Consider the following 15,905-nt stretch of genomic DNA (forward strand, 5'->3'; position numbering starts at 1 on the left):
TCTAACATTATTTTTTCTGCGCCCAGATATAAGCCCGCCTGCTTGCATATTCCACCTCATCATACGGGCGCCTCTCTATGGCATCAATGATATTAAAACCCGTCTCATGAAGTAATGCAATGATATCATCTGATTTAAAGAAGAACAAATCAACATCAATTTCTTTATCATGCGCTTTGTCAAAATGGACAATCTCCTCTCCTGCGTGAAAGGAAAATAAAAAATCTCCTCCCGTTTTCAATACCCTGTTTATTTCGTCGAAACACTTCCTTACCTGGTCATTATTAAAATGTACTATCGCATAAAATGCAACGGCACTTGCCAGAAATCCTGAGGGATAAGCGATATCCAATAAGTCTCCTGTTTCATATTTAATATGGGGAGAAAGCTCCCGGGCAGTACTAATCATCGCCGGCGACAAGTCAATGCCGGTGACGTCGTGCATGCCGTTGTCGTACAGAAATTTTGTTGTTTGCCCGGGTCCACAGCCAAAGTCTGCACAGGGTCCTTTATCTTTGTTAACAGCTGCAAATTCCTTCAATAGCAACCGGTCAAAATGCTTGTGAGTCAGTTCGTCCCAGCGCTGCGCCGCATAGTCGCCGGCTACCTGGTCGTAACAGTGCAGTACTTTTTCCTGTGAATTCATCTTATTCGTCGTTTTTCAATACTAACTGAATGTTGCCTTTTCCTGCTCTAACCTTTTCTATCGCTTCGTTCATTTCAGAGAACGGCATAACCTCCACCGCGCTCTCAATGTTATGCTTTATTGCGAAATCAAACATGTCTGTCATGTCCTTGCAACTACCTACATAATTTCCAAAAATAGTTCGCTGAGCATAATCGTATAGCAAGCCAAGGTTAACGGGTTGCTTTTCCAAAGGCGCGGCTACCACGCAAAACTTCCCCTGTGGCGTAAGGATCTTCAAAAAATCATTCAGATCATATTGTACATTTAGTGTCGAGATAATAAAATCAAATTTCTTCCCGATCGTTGTAAGATTATTGGCGTTTGAGCTTAGTATAAACTCCGCTCCCAACTGATTAATCATCTCCTTTTTTTCAGGAGAATGAGAAAATACATACACCTGGTGTCCCATTTTATTTAAAAACTGGATAGCCAGGTAACCAAGACCACCAGCGCCCAATACACCAACGGTAGAATTGGCTGGCAACTGCGCTCTTGTAATTCCTGTATATACAGCAAGGCCAGATGATAGCAATGGAACTGAATTCACCGAGTGAAGTGCCGGCGGAAGTTTATATGCGAACCTGTTATCAACAACAATATGCTCCGCCAAACCACCATAGCAATGCACACCAATTACTTTTTGCCGCTCACAAAATTGTTCTTTCCCTGCTTTGCAATACTCACAGTCAAAACAAGCTTCCTGCTGATAACCGATCCCAACGCGATCTCCAACTTTCAATGTAGCTACATTTGCCCCGGTTGCTGCTACAATTCCCACAATTTCATGCCCAGGAACAAGTGGGAATTTCGTATCGCCCCAATCATCACTTATGAACTGGATATCTCCTCTTGCAATAGCACAATAAATAATTTTGACGCTCACCTCATTGTCACCAACATTTCTTTCATAAAAAAATGGTTCCGGTTTTCCACCTTTCCCTTTAATTCCATATGCTTTGATTTTCATAAATAGCCCGATGAGTTTTTATAGGTTTTGGACCCTCAGTATCTCTTCGCGGTCCGGGTCCGTGAAAAGAAGTTACGACTATTTTTTGGAAGATTTTCGGGGGAATAAAGCTATTTAATGGTGATGTTCTCGGAAAGCTGGTAATTAAAATTCAATATTTCGTTCATCTCCGCCATACGGTCGAAATTACCGCTGAATTGCGACCGGTATACATCCGCATAAATAAAAACATGGGTCTGGCCCACTTTTTTGTATTTGAGACAGAAAACAGAGCGGATGATAGCTTTCCCGTCTTTAGGATCATAGTCAAGCTCATACCCGGTTACACTGTTTGCATCTTCTTTGAATATAACCCTGTCGGGGCTTTCCAGTTTATAGCCCGCCAGGTCGAAATCTGCAGGGTCTGTAGAGAGCCAGATAGTGAGTTGCTTTAGTCCATAATTCTTTTGGGGATGTACCAGGTCGTATATTTTAGCGTTCGTCGTAAATGTGCCGATTTTGATAGGCCCGAACTGCTGGGTTTTAACATGTCCGGATACTTTGAGTTCAATCCCGCGCGGGATCTCTAAAGTGATAGGATTTCCTTTGTCGTCCTGTATAACCTGGTTTTTGACCGGTAATTTTTCAACCTGATGCAAGATAATCTGTGGGGCTGTGCTTAATTGATTTTTCAGCGTATTGATTTTCGCCTTCACTTCTTTTTGTCGGGCAATCTCCTTATTGATATCCTCTTCAAATTCTTCTTTCGATATCCGGGAAAACTCCATGATGGTGTTTTTGGCGTTGGAGATAGTCGCATTATCCCTGAATTTAATCTGGAAAACATCATCGCTGAAAGCATGATCATACATTTCATAATACTCCCTGTCAGCGATATGGAGTTGCGAAAGCTGTTTAAAACTCCGGATGTCTATCTTAAATGTGGAAGGCAGCTCAAAATACAGGCTATCACCTTTTCTGATGAAGTGGAAATTATAATCAAGCACTTCCTGCATACCTTCAACCGTCATCCCTGTAAAAGGAGTTTTGTCTTCCCGGTAGATCTTAGTCATTTCCCAGTATGTTGGGCTGTTCTGAGATTGACAACTTAAGTTCATCAAAAAGAGGGTGATCGCTATAATGATATTCCTATTCTTCTGGTATTTCTCCGCTGGTTTCATCTTCCTGTTTTTTGTTTTTCAATTTCCTGGCGATACTGAACCATTGTACTGCCTGTTAATCCGTTGTTCTGGTTGCTGACATAAAAGATATAAACAAATCAGAAAGATCCATTCCAAAGGTTTCATTAGCCGGTAAGTTAAATTGGCCATCTGCTCGTTATTGATTTTCCTGGATAAATTATATCCGTACTTATCATAGTTACGCCGTATCACCCGGTGTAACCCCGGAGAAAAATCCTGCACCATTTCCTCAAAGGCATTTGCGATCAGCAACTGCCGGTTCACGATAATCGTTCTTCCATTCCTGTTACCCAACCGGAGGGGCTTCACGATTTTTGGATCTCCGGATACTGCAACTGTACACAGATAATGCCCCTTATGGTCCAACACCGGCGGATGCATCTGCTGGGAAAGCCGCCAGGTGGTGGTTTCTGTGAAAGCTTTGATCAATGAATCGGTATCCTGGCCAAACAAAGTAAGCACCGCTGTAATAACCAGCAATAACGGAAGTATCAGGATAATAGACCACAATGTTAAATTGCTTTTTTTCCCAAGGAAAATATTCAATTTGTTCAGGAACTTATTGGAATAAACACGTTCATTGGCCGTAGCCATGTGCGTTCTCACTACCTGAAGTATAAGCAGGACGGCAATCAATATCGCCACTGCCGGTGCAAATACAAAAAGATAAACATGTCCGGATTTGTCATACATATCGATGCTGGCCGTATTATGTTTCGATACCTGCCATAAAATCAGCAAATTGATCACGATACCTGTTACCAGGAAACCCAGCGACAGCACTTTGGCCAGTGGTGGCAATTTATTGCCTTTCAACCACAACAGCAACAAAGAAATATTGAAGGCAATAAAGTAAAAGGTCAGGGTGATGATGTGCTTCCCGCCCAGCGGAATATAACATTGATCATCAACCGGGTCTATGGCGGTATAATATTCGTTACTGTGGATCAGGAAACCGATGAACAGCGATATCAGGGAAAAGACATAAACGTTCGCCAGGATGACCTCCGGAACAGTAATGGCTGGTTTGATCCTTTTCAAAGTAAATATGGTGATACCGGTTAGTCCTAAAAAAAAGAGGAGTACACAAACAATAATCATGTATTATTTCGATTAATTTTTACCTGTTGCCAATCTGATAATTTCGTTTATACTTACCAGTTCTTCGTCTGTATGCTGATGATTTCTTTCCGAATGGTTCCGGTTAGTTACCAATCCGATTCCCTCCCTGTGCGTCAATATATTCTTTTCTTCTTCTTTAAAAACCACATGCCTGCAGATGAACTTCACGACCTCCTGCAGTTGTTCTTCCGTAAACGCCAGTGATGTATTTCTCAACTCCTCCAGGATAGCATGCTCGATTTCTGACGTTTCCCTGTTACGCCCGATGGTAAGCGGAAGCAGGAGTAAAAACAGCGGAGAACGCTCATATTTATCTTTAGCTACAATTTGTTTGAACTCCTGCCAGCTTAACAACGAAAGGTGAAAATGGCCACCGGTATTGCCCAGGTAGATGTCATTAAAAAAATAAACCGTGTTGTAAGGATGAAATTCTGCATAGAAGGTCACCTGGGGATTGATCTGATGTACGTACGTATAACCATTCCAGGGTTCGGTTTCCTGTCCGTCTTTGCCTGTCTTGCCGCTTAACTCTTCTATCCAATCCTCTGACGGCATTCCGGGATGTTCCATTATATAATCAGACAACATCATTTCCTTTTCCTCATCAACAGCAAATGGAAATTGTGTAAGCAGATAAATACAAAAATCCCTGTTTGATAACGTCAACTCCATGCTTCAATTGTTTTTACGGGTCAGTCTGATAGTCAAATGGCACGCCTTCGCATGCTGATTTTGTGATGTTACACAATAGGTGAGAACAATAGCATCACTCATCCATCCCATCTGCATCATTCCCTGCAGTCTTCTTACTATTCGCTACCAGTGCATTCAGGTTATTCACTTCCTCCTTCGTAAAATACCGCCAGCTGCCCTGTGCCAGGTCTTTCAGCGTCATATTCATAATCCGCGTCCGCTTCAGCGCCACTACATCATATCCCAATGCTTCGCACATGCGGCGTATCTGCCGGTTAAGCCCTTGCGTTAAAATGATCCGGAAACGGTTGGCGCCTTCCTGTTGCACAAAGCATTTCTGCGTCATCACACCAAGGATGCGCACGCCGTTACGCATATTTTTGAGGAACTCAATGTCTATGGGTTTGTCAACGGTAACGATATATTCTTTCTCATGCTGGTTGCCGGCTCTCAGGATTTTATTTACGATATCGCCGTCGTTGGTGAGGAATATCAGTCCTTCAGAACGTTTATCCAGCCGCCCGATCGGGAATATGCGGGAGGGGAAGTTCACGTAGTCGATGATATTGGTTTTATCCTTGAGGTCAGTGGTACAGGTAATCCCTTTGGGCTTGTTGAGGGCAATGTACACGGTGGCCTTCTTCTTTTTGAGCGGCTCACCGTCTACTTCTACCACGTCGCCATCCTTAACGCGATTGCCTTTGGAGGCGATGTTGTCGTTGATCGTCACACGCCCTTGTTCAATATATTTATCAGCTTCGCGGCGACTGCAAAAGCCCGTTTCACTGATGTATTTGTTAACGCTTATATCCATATCAGCGCAAATTACTTAAAACCGGGCAAACTATGCACCCCTGGCGGCTGACTTTTGACCACGGCAAATCCAATACGGCCCAATAATTCTGCTTTGATGTTAATCGCTAAGAATGTAACTTGTTACCGGCAATCTGTCCCGCTGCCCGGCTTCCTGACATGAAAAGAATACTATGCCTGATCACCGGTTTCCTGCTTCTTAAAAGTTCCCCGGTTACGGGTCAAACGCCATTGCCATACATACTCAATGGCGCAGCTACCCAGCGCACCTGCAACTGCTATGTGCTCACACCGGACCAGCAAGCCACCAGCGGCACCGTATGGAATAAAAATAAGATCAACCTGAATCAGTCGTTTAATTATGTATTTGATGTAAACCTGGGTTGTAAAGATGCAACCGGTGCAGATGGCATTGGCTTCATCCTGCAAACCAAAGGCACTAATCTCGGCGCTACCGGCCAGGGCATTGGTTTTAAAGGCATTTCACCCTCACTTGGGATCATCATTGATACCTGGCAGAACACGGATGAAAATGACCCTCCTTATGATCATATTGCCATACAAATGAACGGCATCACAGATCACAACGATCCCACCGGCAATCTAACCGCACCGGTAACCGTACTGGCTAACAGCGATAATATTGAAGATTGTAACTGGCACCTTTTCCGCATCCGGTGGGACGCGGTGGCGCAACACATGGAAATAAGCGTGGATGATGAGCTGCGCCTTACACTCGACAAAGACATTGTAAATGATATTTTCAGCGGAGATCCCAGCGTGTTCTGGGGCTTTGCCGGATCTACCGGCGGCAGCAGCAATAAACAGGAATTTTGCGCCGCCCTCCGCCCGGAATTTAATTTCAATCCCCAACAGATCTTCTGCGATGGCACTCCCATCCAGTTCAGGGATAATTCCAGTTCTTTCGGGTCCGTCACCCGTTGGTGGTGGGATTTGGGAGATGGAACCCTTTCGACCGCGCCTCTGCCGCCTGCTCACGTTTATCCTGCGGCCGGTCACTACGAAGTAAAACTGGTGATTGAAGATAACAGCGGCTGCCGGTCTGATACTTTAAAAGCCCCCTTCACCGTAGGTGCGTACCCGGTAGTGGACTTCGGCCCCGATCCCCTTTGTCTCAATGCCAAAATGCAGATGGAAGATCGTACGACCATTACCGTAGGATCACTCCAAAAATGGGAATGGAACTGGGGCGATGGCACTACCTCCGCCGGTCAGCAGCCAACGGCTCCCTACACTACGCCCGGTACCCGCCAGATACAACTTTCGGTCACCTCGGCGCAGGGCTGCGGCAGCAGCGCTACTAAATCTGTCCTCGTCAGCAACACTCCGCAGGTAAGCGGCAGAGGCGAAGACGTATGCCTCGGTGTTCCCACCAGTCTTGAAGGCGTTAACCTCACGCCGGCTACACCTATCAGTCAGTGGCACTGGGATCTCGGCAATGGTAACACCCTGCAACAACAACAAGGCACCTTCCGCTTTGCAGATACGGGCTACTATCCCTTACGGCTATACGCCATCAGCAGGGATGGCTGCGTCTCTCCTGAAGTGGAAGTGCCTGTCAGGGTTACTTCCGTATTCGCACAGGCGGGGAAAGATACTATCGTAGCCAGCGGCCAGCCCCTGCAACTACAGGCTGAATGGCTCAATCCGCGTATCCGCTACGCCTGGTCGCCCACCACCGGCCTCAATGACCCCTATATACCCAATCCCGTTGCCATACTGCAAAAAGATCAGACCTATCGTCTCACCCTCACCTCCCCGGAAGGATGCACGGATCAGGATGAAGTGAATGTAAAAGTTTATGAAGGACCGGAATTCTATGTACCTAACGCATTTACGCCCAACAACGACGGGCGCAACGATATTTTCCGCGTCATCGCCGCGGGCGTACCCAAACTGGATTTCTTCTGTATATGGAACCGCTGGGGCCAGGAGATATTCCGCAGCGCCGATCTGCCGGGTGGATGGGACGGCAACTGGCAGGGGCGCCCCGCCCCCGCAGCCACCTATATATGGATGGTGCAGGGCGTGGATTACACCGGCCGCCGTTTCAGCAGAAAAGGTACGGTAACGCTTATACGATAACTACACCCGGTAACAAATCGCATTGATGTTCATGCCCGCTCCCACAGAAGCAAACAGGATCACCTCGCCGGCATGTACCGCCTGGTTGGCAATATGCCCCTTACGTACCATGTCAAATAACGTAGGAACCGTGGCTACAGAACTGTTGCCCAACTCGTGGATATTCATAGGCATAATGTCCACCGGTATGTCTTTAATACCGTATAATAAGTAGAAAGCTTTGATGATGGCAATATCCATCTTCTCATTGGCCTGGTGTATAAAGATCTTTTTTACATCTGCAATGTTTACGCCACCCGCATCCAAACAGGCCTTCATCGCTTCCGGTACATGCTTCAGCGCAAACTCATATACTTTGCGGCCCAGCATCTTGATATAACGGACACTGTTATCCGCTTCCGGTGCGTACGACTTGCCCATATAAATATAATTGAGCTCGTCCATCGCGTACGACTGTGCACTCGCACTAATAATCCCCGCCGTGCCCTCCGTATCTTTGAAAGCCTCTACAATCACCGCTCCCGCACCATCGCTGAAAATCATGCTGTCACGGTCGTAGCGGTCAATCACCCTGCTCAGGGTTTCAGTACCTATCACCAGGCACCTCTTCGCCAGCCCCGCTTTAAAGAATGCATCCGCCTGGATTAAACCCTGGATCCAGCCCGGACAACCAAACAAAATATCGTAAGGTATACAGGAAGGATTACGGATGCCCAATGCCTGCTTCACCCTGGAAGCCAGTGATGGCACCGCATCCGACTGAATAGTGCCTGTTAAAACGTTTCCGAAATTATGCGCCAGGATAATCTGATCCAGCGTTTCCGGGTCCACTCCCGCATCTTTAATAGCCGCTGTTGCCGCTGCTACCGCCATCTCCGTGGCGTTCATATCTACATCTGCATACCTGCGTTCAGAAATCCCCGTAACCTCCTCAAATTTGCGGATAATGTCTGCCGCCTCAGAAGGGATTCTCTCCTGCCGGTCACTGTAGAATTCCTGTTGCAAAAAATCGTTATTTAGTTTTTTGTTGGCAGGAATAAAGCTACCAGTACCGGTTATAACTGTTCGCATTGTTTGAACCATAGATCGTTTTTTAAGTTGCCACCTGACAACCCATTACATAAAGATACAATAAAAAGCTGCCCTGCATACACCCTTCCGGCCTTCACCAGCCTGTAAACACAAATGGCGCTGTCAAAAACAGCGCCATTATTATTTTTGTTCATTACTTAACTTATAAATTATCAGCTATTCCCTTCAATAATTCGTACGACCGAAGCCGTGTGTCCTGGTCGTAAATGTGAGCGGTAGCCATCAGCTCATCTACCTGCGTCTCTTCAAGAAAACGCTGCAGGCCTGTTTGCACAGTAGCAGCACTGCCAATAAAAGAACAACTCAGCATCTGCTGTGCATGCGCCGCCTCATATTCCGTCCACACCCCTTCCATACTGTCTATTGGCGGTCCAAGCCTCCGCAGCTTACCACGGATAATTCCCAGGAACAACTGGTAAAACGAAGTGGCCAGCCGGTTGGCTTCTGCATCCGTATCCGCGGCTATCACATTCACACACGCCATCGTATAAGGAGCCGATAAAAATTCAGAAGGCTTAAATTGCTGCCGGTATATTTTTAATGCTGCATGTAGCTGTGCGGGTGCAAAATGACTGGCAAACGCATAGGGCAAACCCATTGCGGCAGCCAGGTAAGCGCTGTCGGTGCTGGAACCCAGTATCCAGATCGGGATATCAAGGCCCTCGCCAGGTATCGCCCTCACGGCACTGGTATGGTTGTCGAACGATAAATACTGTTGTAATTCCTGTACCTGCTCAGGGAAATCATGACCAGCCCCAAGCCGGTCGCGGCGCAATGCCCGCGCTGTAACCTGGTCGGTACCCGGCGCCCTTCCAAGCCCCAGGTCTATCCGGTCGGGATACAGGGAGGCCAGAGTGCCAAACTGCTCGGCCACTACCAGCGGCGCATGATTAGGCAGCATAATACCACCTGAACCTACCCGGATCGTATGAGTGCCGCCGGCTATATATCCCAGCAATACAGCCGTAGCCGAACTGGCCACACTCACCATATTGTGGTGCTCAGCCATCCAGAAACGCTTATATCCCAACTTTTCTACGTGTTGTGCCAGCCGCAGGCTATTCCGGAATGCATCTGCAGGCGTACTTCCTTCTGTTACCGGTGCCAGGTCCAAAACCGACAACGGCCGTCTTAATCCATGCTTATTCATGGGTACAAATTTACAGCATTGCGGCCCACGGAAACGGGGCGATATACTTTAGGTAAGCACTTCCCCCCGTTAAGCATGCTCCAGCATATGGATAAATTCGGCCGAAAAACGGTACGCATCGCCCGGCCAGCGGGCCGACAGGTAATTCCGGTCCCGCACTGTAAAACCCCGCTCCGGATGTCGCGCATCATCCAGGCTCAAAGGCAGGGGACCGGAAAGGAACTGCGCCGGATCACCCAGCGCCGCTGTCACTTCCGCCTGCACGGTAACCGGATACGTGAGATAATAGTCCTTTAACCACCACCGGGTAAGATGATACGCCATGCGCTCCTGGCTGGCCAGTAAGGCCGTGGTTTTATAGGAATGTAAAACGGATAACCCTGTTCGCGGATCTTTGCTTCGTGCAGCCAGCACCACACCATGACAAATAGCCGCCACCGGCTTCTGCGCCGTAAAAAAATGGGCTACCACCTCCTGTAACAGGGAAGATTCAATATACGCCTTCATCTTCTTGTCATGCCCGCCGGGCAGCAAAAGGGCGTCATAATGTTCCGCACGGATTTGCGTATACTTTAAAGGCGTACAAAAAGATTCACTGTTCGACATCCGGTGATAGGCCATCACCGCATCCTCACGCGCCTGCAGCAACCATTTCCATATACCCAGCTGTTCTCCCCTCAGTACCCGGAGATCCGCCATCCCGCTGTAACCACCCGGCGTGGCAAATTGCACGTCGTATCCCTTTGCTGTCAGCAACAACCAAGGTATTGCCGCTTCCGTAGGATCGAAACCATAATCAGGTAGTGGCACCAGTACCTTCTTCATTCAAAAATGTTTAATGTGCAGGCAGTAACTTGAAAAGAAAGATAACAAAAAAAGCATTCTGCTGTTAGCAATTGCCTACTTTCAGGGTATTATGATCCGCGATATCGACATTTGGTATGAATCACAGCCGGAACCGGCCAAAGGCTGTCTGCTGGCGCTACGCGCTTATATCCGGCAATACAATCCCCATATTACAGAAGCCTGGAAGTACCGCATGCCCTTCTTTTGTTACAATGGTAAAATGTGCTGTTATCTCTGGATCCAGAAAGAAAATAAACATCCCTATCTCGGCATTGTGGAAGGTAAAAATATCCCGCATCCCCAGCTGCAACAGGATAAACGCGCCCGCATGAAGATCCTCCCGCTCAACCCCTCAGAAGATCTTCCGATGGAAGTGATCAATGATATCCTCGGCAAAATGGTTCGTTGGTACGAACAATCCCGTAAGTAAATGCTGATGGGAACAAATTATTTTATAAAGATCAATAACGACAGTAATATAAGAACGACAGTAATATAAGATAGATGACCAGCTTGGTGATCCGCCACCGGTTGGTACGGAAATGACGGGGGCGCGTAAAATCAACATTGATACGCTTCATAAAATAATCGGGCTTCCCCTGCCCTATCACGGTTTTAAACATGCCCCACTCTGTACTGCACCGCAGCAAGGTCATGTAATAGGCTACTTTCAATTCCCGGTAACCCATACCGGCAGCCCTTATATAATTAATACCCATGTCAATTAACGGAATAGCCGCTAAAAAGATCAGCCATTTCTGCCAGCTGAGAAACATGAAAAATAAAGGCGCGCAAAGCAATGCCAGCACCATTCCTTCTACAGGATTAGGAAACGCATACCAGGTAAACTTTTTAAACCGCGGCAACAACAACGCCGTGCCTACGCCGTAACGCTCAAAGCGTTTATAGTGCGGCTGCCCGTCGTTCCACCAGGGATGTGTTACCCTTGCTTCTTTTATACAAATAAAACGTGCATTATTCCGCAAACAGATCTGCGCCGGCAGATCCACATCTTCTCCACCGCCGCTTTTCGGAAAAACGGACGAAAACCGTAACTCCTGCATGGCGGCACGGTTATACATCATATTTGCCGTTACGCCCCACATAAATTCTTCCTTCCTGTTGGCAATCGTAAAAATAGTCGTTAACCCTGCCGCCATCAACGCCCTGGTAAAAGTATTCATGGGAGCCGGGAAATCTGTTAACCCAATAAATCCAATCGCCTCCCGGTGGCCTTCAATCGCCTTCACGTATTGAAAAAGTAAATCCTGCTCCGCCACAATATCATCATCCAGAAACAACATCCACTCGCCACTGCCTGCATTGATACCCTTATTCCGGCTTTCCGCAGCACCCAGGTTCTCCGGGTTAATAAACAGGTGAATCGCCCCCTCCCCCGATAAACGGAGTATTTCCTTACCCGGCTGCACCTGCGGATTGTCTACCACCACATAATAGGTGAATTTCCAGCCACCAGGTTTCGGCAAATGGATCAGGGGTAGCAGATACTGTTCATCCAACCGGAAAGAAGGAATGATAATATCAATCGAATTTGAAAATGCCAACATAGGGCGCGAAGATAAATAACATTTTATTTGCTTTCATAATGCAAATGAAATATATATTTGCAGCCATTATTTTACGCTGAAGGATTATTATAAATACGCAGGTTACTATGCTGATAACGTATAGGGCTAAACGAAGTAAATTTATCTCCCAAACAAAAAAAATAAAATCCCCGCAATCAGCTTAGTCACTTTACTCCTGAGAAAGACAACTTCCGCTGTATGCATAAAAAAAAGGGGTGGCAAGACTACCTCCCCTTTAATATTTTAACCATATCCTATGAAAAACCTAATGCAAAGATATATTCATGGTCGTTAGTTGCCTACCTTATTTCGTGAACGCATAATTATTGCCCGTGAATGCAACAAATCAGCCGTTGTTAACCGGCAGTTAACAAAATAATAAAGGTGTTCCCAACGCTTCCATTAGTTGCCCAAAGTTTTCAGCGCGAGGTAAGACATCAGGCCAGCACCGGTTTCCAGCGCTTTTTCATCGGCATCAAAGGTGGCCGTATGCAAACCGGATATAATACCCCTGTTTTCATTGCGTACCCCCAACCTGTAAAAACAGGCATCCGCCACCTGTGAATAGGAAGCAAAATCCTCTGCCGCCATCCAGATGTCCAGGTCCTCCACCTGCGCTTCACCCAGGTAGTCAACGGCGTATGCCTTGCTGGCAGCCGTCAGTTTATCTTCGTTGATCAGCACAGGATATCCTCTTTCTATTTTAATATCACAGGAGCCTTCCATACTTTCTGCTATGGAGATGGCCATCTTTTTAATCTTATCATGGGCCGCACTACGCCAGGTTTCGTCCAGCGACCGGAAAGTACCCTCCAGCTTCACTTCATCCGGGATCACATTACTGGCCCCGTTGGCGTGCATTTTACCAAAAGACAACACCGATGGCAGCAACGGGTTGGCACGGCGGCTCACAATCTGCTGCAGCGCTATCACCATATGACAGGCAATCACCACCGGGTCAATACCCAGGTGCGGCATCGCACCATGACCGCCTTTCCCTTTCACCGTAATGGAAATTTCATCATTGCTGGCCATATAGCGCCCGGAACGGAAGCCCACCTTGCCCACCGGCAGCTCCGGCATCACATGCTGCCCCAGGATATGATGCGGCCGGGGATTTTCCAGTACCCCTGCCTTGATCATCAAACTGGCCCCACCGGGGATTACCTCTTCCGCCGGCTGGAATATAAACTTCACCGTACCGGAAAACTCGTCCTTCATCCGGCTCAGGATACCCGCCACGCCCAACAGGGAAGAAGTATGCACATCATGCCCGCAGGCGTGCATCACCCCCTCGTTCTGCGAACGGTAAGGCACATTATTCAGCTCAATGATGGGCAGGGCGTCTATATCCGCCCGCAAGGCCACCACCTTGTCCGACGGCCCTGCCCCTCCCTGCAGTAAAGCAACAATCCCGGTATCAGCCATCCTTTCAAATGGAATATCCAGGGCGCGGAGCTTCTCCTCAATAAAAAGCGCCGTCTGGTACTCCCGGTAGGAAAGTTCTGGATTCGTATGCAGGTGGCGACGGTTGGCCGTTGCCTCCTCCAGCAGTCCGCTGGCTAATTGCCGGATTCTTTCTTTAAGCATGTAACAGTAGTTTTTATTACGCTCCTGCGCCAGGAACGTTTTTACGAAATCATCAGTCAGGTTCGGATACGCCCGTCGTCTCGCCCCTTATAACCCTCAAGTATACAATTTTTTATCCGGTCGAAGCGAGCAAACGCCTGGCCACCAACAGCGCCTGTGTGGTGGTATAATATTTCGCCAGCATCCCCTGCACTTCCCAGGCCGGCATCTGCCCGGATTTCACGTATACCAGGAATTGCTGCATCACTTTGGCAAATAACCGTTCATGCCCCTTTACCAATTCCTCCGGTATCACCACTTCCCAGCCATACGCGCTTTCCTTTAACCCGATGCCGGGATACTTTTGTTCCAGCGTGCGGAATGCCGTTTTCATTTGCACGGTATCTGCTGATAACGGATGGATATATAACACCGGTTTGTACTGTTGTTCCTTGTCCTGCAGTATCATCAGCTCGGCCTTGCTGCCACGCAGCAGTGAATAATGGGTATCGCCGGTACCTGCAGGCGCTTCATAATCCCACTGAACGGAAATACGCGCATGTACCCCACGTATCGTATAATCAAAGGCCCCGTTGGCATACACCTCCAGCAGGCCGCCGGCATCGGCAATTTCCTCCAGGTCAGGCGTAAACTGCTGCTCTCCTGTAATGGCGCTGTACTGCGGCAGGCTCATCCCGGTGGACCACGTAATGGCGGTATCTATATGAATATCTTTTTTATAATCCAGTACCTGCCCGGGAAAACAGGTCCACTGCACCAGGTCTACCAGGTGCGTGGTCACATCTGTAATTCCTTCTCCCTGCTGCTTTACATCCATATACCAGGATGGCCGGATCAGTGTTTTCCCGGCTACCGTCTTCTTAAAGTGATGTACGCTTTTTTTGATCACAGCAGGGTCCCCGAAGCTGCCCTCCTGCAGTGTTCCAAACAGTTCCGGTAATTGCAACAGCTCCCTTTGTAACACGTTATGGATGTCGTAACGCTCTGTCATGATATCATACAACTGCACCTTGTTCGCAGCAGCCATCGCAAATGATGATTGCAGGGAATCGAAACCCTCCACATCAATCGCCATAGGTTTGTCGGCCAGCACATGCATACCGGCGCGCACGGCATGGCTGATATAGGCAGGCTTCAAACGGTTATTACCTGCCAGCACCACAATACTCCCCGGATCACACAGCAGCATCTTCTGCAGATAGTCGCTACCGGCGTATACCTCCGTGCGCCAGCGCACCGCCGGGCTGTACTGCTCATTAAAGGCAGCTATCCGGTGCAGGTATTGTTTTACTTCCGGTCCGTCCGGTGCATATACCCGGATCACGTCATCTATTTCCGGGTACATCTGCTGATGTACCAGCGAAGCGTGGAAATGACCAGGGTCAAGCGCAATCAGCTGCATAGGCGTTTGCATTTTAGATGGATGAATAAAGATAATATTTTGCTTCATCCGGTTATTTTTTCCGTTTCCGCATTTCCGTTACAAAGTCATTATATTTGATACATCTCCAAATATCTAACACCCAAATATACCCGCTATGAGAATTATTTTCGTACTCCCGTTCCTGTTAATTTCATTTTTCAGCTACAGTCAAACGGCTACCATTAAATCCATCCTGCTGGACCAGCTGCGTACTACGCACGACAAGGCCCACGCACAATGGTTTGTAACAGCCAACACCGCAGTAGAAGGACTCACTTCCGAACAGGCCAATTGGAAAGACAGCTCCGGTAACCACTCCATTGCACAACTGGTAAACCATCTCATTTTCTGGGACCTGGAACTGCTGGAGAAATTCAAAGGGAAAGAAAAGTCAGCTTTCAACGGTAATAACGACGAAACCTTTTCCCCCGCAACACCGGCGCAATGGGAAGCTTCCGTGAAGCGGATCGACAGTGTGCTCACCGCCTGGGAAACGGCTATTGAGCAGGCCGATGAAAAAAAACTCGCATCACAATACGCTACCATCGCCAATATCAACACACACAACGCCTATCATATTGGCCAGATTATTTATATCCGTAAATTGCGTGGCAACTGGAATCCTGAAAAAGGGGTGAAATAAAA

At 47.7% G+C, this 15,905-nt stretch carries 15 protein-coding genes; 3 read left to right on the forward strand and 12 right to left on the reverse strand.

All coding sequences use genetic code 11. From position 1 onward, the window contains the following. Positions 1-7 precede the first annotated feature (7 nt). The 6 genes from ACLHR0_RS15320 to rluF form a co-directional block, all read right to left on the reverse strand. Positions 8-646: a class I SAM-dependent methyltransferase gene (locus ACLHR0_RS15320; protein WP_436487663.1), complete on the reverse strand. Its 639-nt coding sequence runs from the start codon at positions 644-646 to the stop codon at positions 8-10. 1 nt (position 647) lies between these two features. Continuing rightward, positions 648-1,655 (reverse strand): NAD(P)-dependent alcohol dehydrogenase, encoded by a 1,008-nt coding sequence (locus ACLHR0_RS15325; RefSeq protein ID WP_436487664.1) that lies wholly within the window; start codon positions 1,653-1,655, stop codon positions 648-650. Between the two features lie 110 nt (positions 1,656-1,765). Further along, entirely contained in the window at positions 1,766-2,707 is a 942-nt protein-coding gene (locus ACLHR0_RS15330; RefSeq protein ID WP_436487666.1) for a hypothetical protein, read from the reverse strand. A gap of 126 nt (positions 2,708-2,833) precedes the next feature. Continuing rightward, positions 2,834-3,937, reverse strand: a complete 1,104-nt coding sequence (locus ACLHR0_RS15335; protein WP_436487668.1) for a DUF6688 domain-containing protein — start codon at positions 3,935-3,937, stop codon at positions 2,834-2,836. Positions 3,938-3,949: 12 nt separating this feature from the next. Next, positions 3,950-4,630, reverse strand: coding sequence for an Imm19 family immunity protein (locus ACLHR0_RS15340; protein ID WP_436487670.1), 681 nt, complete (start codon positions 4,628-4,630; stop codon positions 3,950-3,952). A gap of 94 nt (positions 4,631-4,724) precedes the next feature. Further along, complete coding sequence (rluF, locus tag ACLHR0_RS15345; RefSeq protein ID WP_370912116.1) at positions 4,725-5,465, reverse strand: 23S rRNA pseudouridine(2604) synthase RluF; 741 nt, start codon at positions 5,463-5,465, stop codon at positions 4,725-4,727. 158 nt (positions 5,466-5,623) lie between these two features. Between rluF and ACLHR0_RS15350 the strand changes: the two genes are divergently transcribed. Then, positions 5,624-7,570, forward strand: coding sequence for a lectin-like domain-containing protein (locus ACLHR0_RS15350; RefSeq protein ID WP_436487672.1), 1,947 nt, complete (start codon positions 5,624-5,626; stop codon positions 7,568-7,570). Here the strand turns inward: ACLHR0_RS15350 and ACLHR0_RS15355 are convergent, their stop codons facing one another. The 3 genes from ACLHR0_RS15355 to ACLHR0_RS15365 form a co-directional block, all read right to left on the reverse strand. Continuing rightward, positions 7,571-8,641 carry a 3-oxoacyl-ACP synthase III family protein gene (locus ACLHR0_RS15355; protein WP_429063966.1) on the reverse strand — a complete coding sequence of 357 codons (1,071 nt, stop codon included), beginning with the start codon at positions 8,639-8,641 and terminating at the stop codon, positions 7,571-7,573. It lies immediately after the preceding gene. A gap of 163 nt (positions 8,642-8,804) precedes the next feature. Beyond that, positions 8,805-9,812 carry an LLM class flavin-dependent oxidoreductase gene (locus ACLHR0_RS15360; RefSeq protein WP_370912113.1) on the reverse strand — a complete coding sequence of 336 codons (1,008 nt, stop codon included), beginning with the start codon at positions 9,810-9,812 and terminating at the stop codon, positions 8,805-8,807. 69 nt (positions 9,813-9,881) lie between these two features. Then, the gene (locus ACLHR0_RS15365) at positions 9,882-10,637 is read right to left on the reverse strand and encodes a type 1 glutamine amidotransferase domain-containing protein (RefSeq protein WP_436487675.1); all 756 of its coding nucleotides are present in this window, start codon (positions 10,635-10,637) and stop codon (positions 9,882-9,884) included. A gap of 91 nt (positions 10,638-10,728) precedes the next feature. On the opposite strand from ACLHR0_RS15365, the gene ACLHR0_RS15370 reads away from it, so the two are divergent. Next, a complete protein-coding gene (locus tag ACLHR0_RS15370; protein ID WP_370912111.1) occupies positions 10,729-11,088 on the forward strand; it encodes a DUF1801 domain-containing protein in 360 nt (119 codons plus the stop codon). Between the two features lie 31 nt (positions 11,089-11,119). On the opposite strand, the gene ACLHR0_RS15375 is transcribed toward ACLHR0_RS15370, so the two are convergent. From ACLHR0_RS15375 to ACLHR0_RS15385, 3 genes are all read right to left on the reverse strand, one after another. Next, positions 11,120-12,226 (reverse strand): glycosyltransferase family 2 protein, encoded by a 1,107-nt coding sequence (locus ACLHR0_RS15375; protein WP_436487677.1) that lies wholly within the window; start codon positions 12,224-12,226, stop codon positions 11,120-11,122. A 423-nt stretch (positions 12,227-12,649) separates the two neighbouring features. After that, entirely contained in the window at positions 12,650-13,837 is a 1,188-nt protein-coding gene (locus ACLHR0_RS15380; protein WP_436487679.1) for a M20 metallopeptidase family protein, read from the reverse strand. 112 nt (positions 13,838-13,949) lie between these two features. Further along, complete coding sequence (locus tag ACLHR0_RS15385; protein WP_436487681.1) at positions 13,950-15,287, reverse strand: putative oxidoreductase C-terminal domain-containing protein; 1,338 nt, start codon at positions 15,285-15,287, stop codon at positions 13,950-13,952. A gap of 88 nt (positions 15,288-15,375) precedes the next feature. Between ACLHR0_RS15385 and ACLHR0_RS15390 the strand changes: the two genes are divergently transcribed. Continuing rightward, complete coding sequence (locus tag ACLHR0_RS15390; RefSeq protein ID WP_370912107.1) at positions 15,376-15,903, forward strand: DinB family protein; 528 nt, start codon at positions 15,376-15,378, stop codon at positions 15,901-15,903. The last annotated feature ends 2 nt before the right edge of the window (positions 15,904-15,905 follow it).

The sequence above is a fragment of the Chitinophaga sp. ARDCPP14 genome, from assembly GCF_051362515.1.
Taxonomy (GTDB): Bacteria; Bacteroidota; Bacteroidia; order Chitinophagales; family Chitinophagaceae; genus Chitinophaga.

Coding starts and splice junctions, on each gene's coding strand:
- ACLHR0_RS15320 (WP_436487663.1), bottom strand. CDS start 646: ATGAATTCACAGGAAAAAGTACTGCACTGTTACGACCAGGTAGCCGGC.
- ACLHR0_RS15325 (WP_436487664.1), bottom strand. CDS start 1,655: ATGAAAATCAAAGCATATGGAATTAAAGGGAAAGGTGGAAAACCGGAA.
- ACLHR0_RS15330 (WP_436487666.1), bottom strand. CDS start 2,707: ATGACTAAGATCTACCGGGAAGACAAAACTCCTTTTACAGGGATGACG.
- ACLHR0_RS15335 (WP_436487668.1), bottom strand. CDS start 3,937: ATGATTATTGTTTGTGTACTCCTCTTTTTTTTAGGACTAACCGGTATC.
- ACLHR0_RS15340 (WP_436487670.1), bottom strand. CDS start 4,630: ATGGAGTTGACGTTATCAAACAGGGATTTTTGTATTTATCTGCTTACA.
- rluF (WP_370912116.1), bottom strand. CDS start 5,465: ATGGATATAAGCGTTAACAAATACATCAGTGAAACGGGCTTTTGCAGT.
- ACLHR0_RS15350 (WP_436487672.1), top strand. CDS start 5,624: ATGAAAAGAATACTATGCCTGATCACCGGTTTCCTGCTTCTTAAAAGT.
- ACLHR0_RS15355 (WP_429063966.1), bottom strand. CDS start 8,641: ATGCGAACAGTTATAACCGGTACTGGTAGCTTTATTCCTGCCAACAAA.
- ACLHR0_RS15360 (WP_370912113.1), bottom strand. CDS start 9,812: ATGAATAAGCATGGATTAAGACGGCCGTTGTCGGTTTTGGACCTGGCA.
- ACLHR0_RS15365 (WP_436487675.1), bottom strand. CDS start 10,637: ATGAAGAAGGTACTGGTGCCACTACCTGATTATGGTTTCGATCCTACG.
- ACLHR0_RS15370 (WP_370912111.1), top strand. CDS start 10,729: ATGATCCGCGATATCGACATTTGGTATGAATCACAGCCGGAACCGGCC.
- ACLHR0_RS15375 (WP_436487677.1), bottom strand. CDS start 12,226: ATGTTGGCATTTTCAAATTCGATTGATATTATCATTCCTTCTTTCCGG.
- ACLHR0_RS15380 (WP_436487679.1), bottom strand. CDS start 13,837: ATGCTTAAAGAAAGAATCCGGCAATTAGCCAGCGGACTGCTGGAGGAG.
- ACLHR0_RS15385 (WP_436487681.1), bottom strand. CDS start 15,287: ATGAAGCAAAATATTATCTTTATTCATCCATCTAAAATGCAAACGCCT.
- ACLHR0_RS15390 (WP_370912107.1), top strand. CDS start 15,376: ATGAGAATTATTTTCGTACTCCCGTTCCTGTTAATTTCATTTTTCAGC.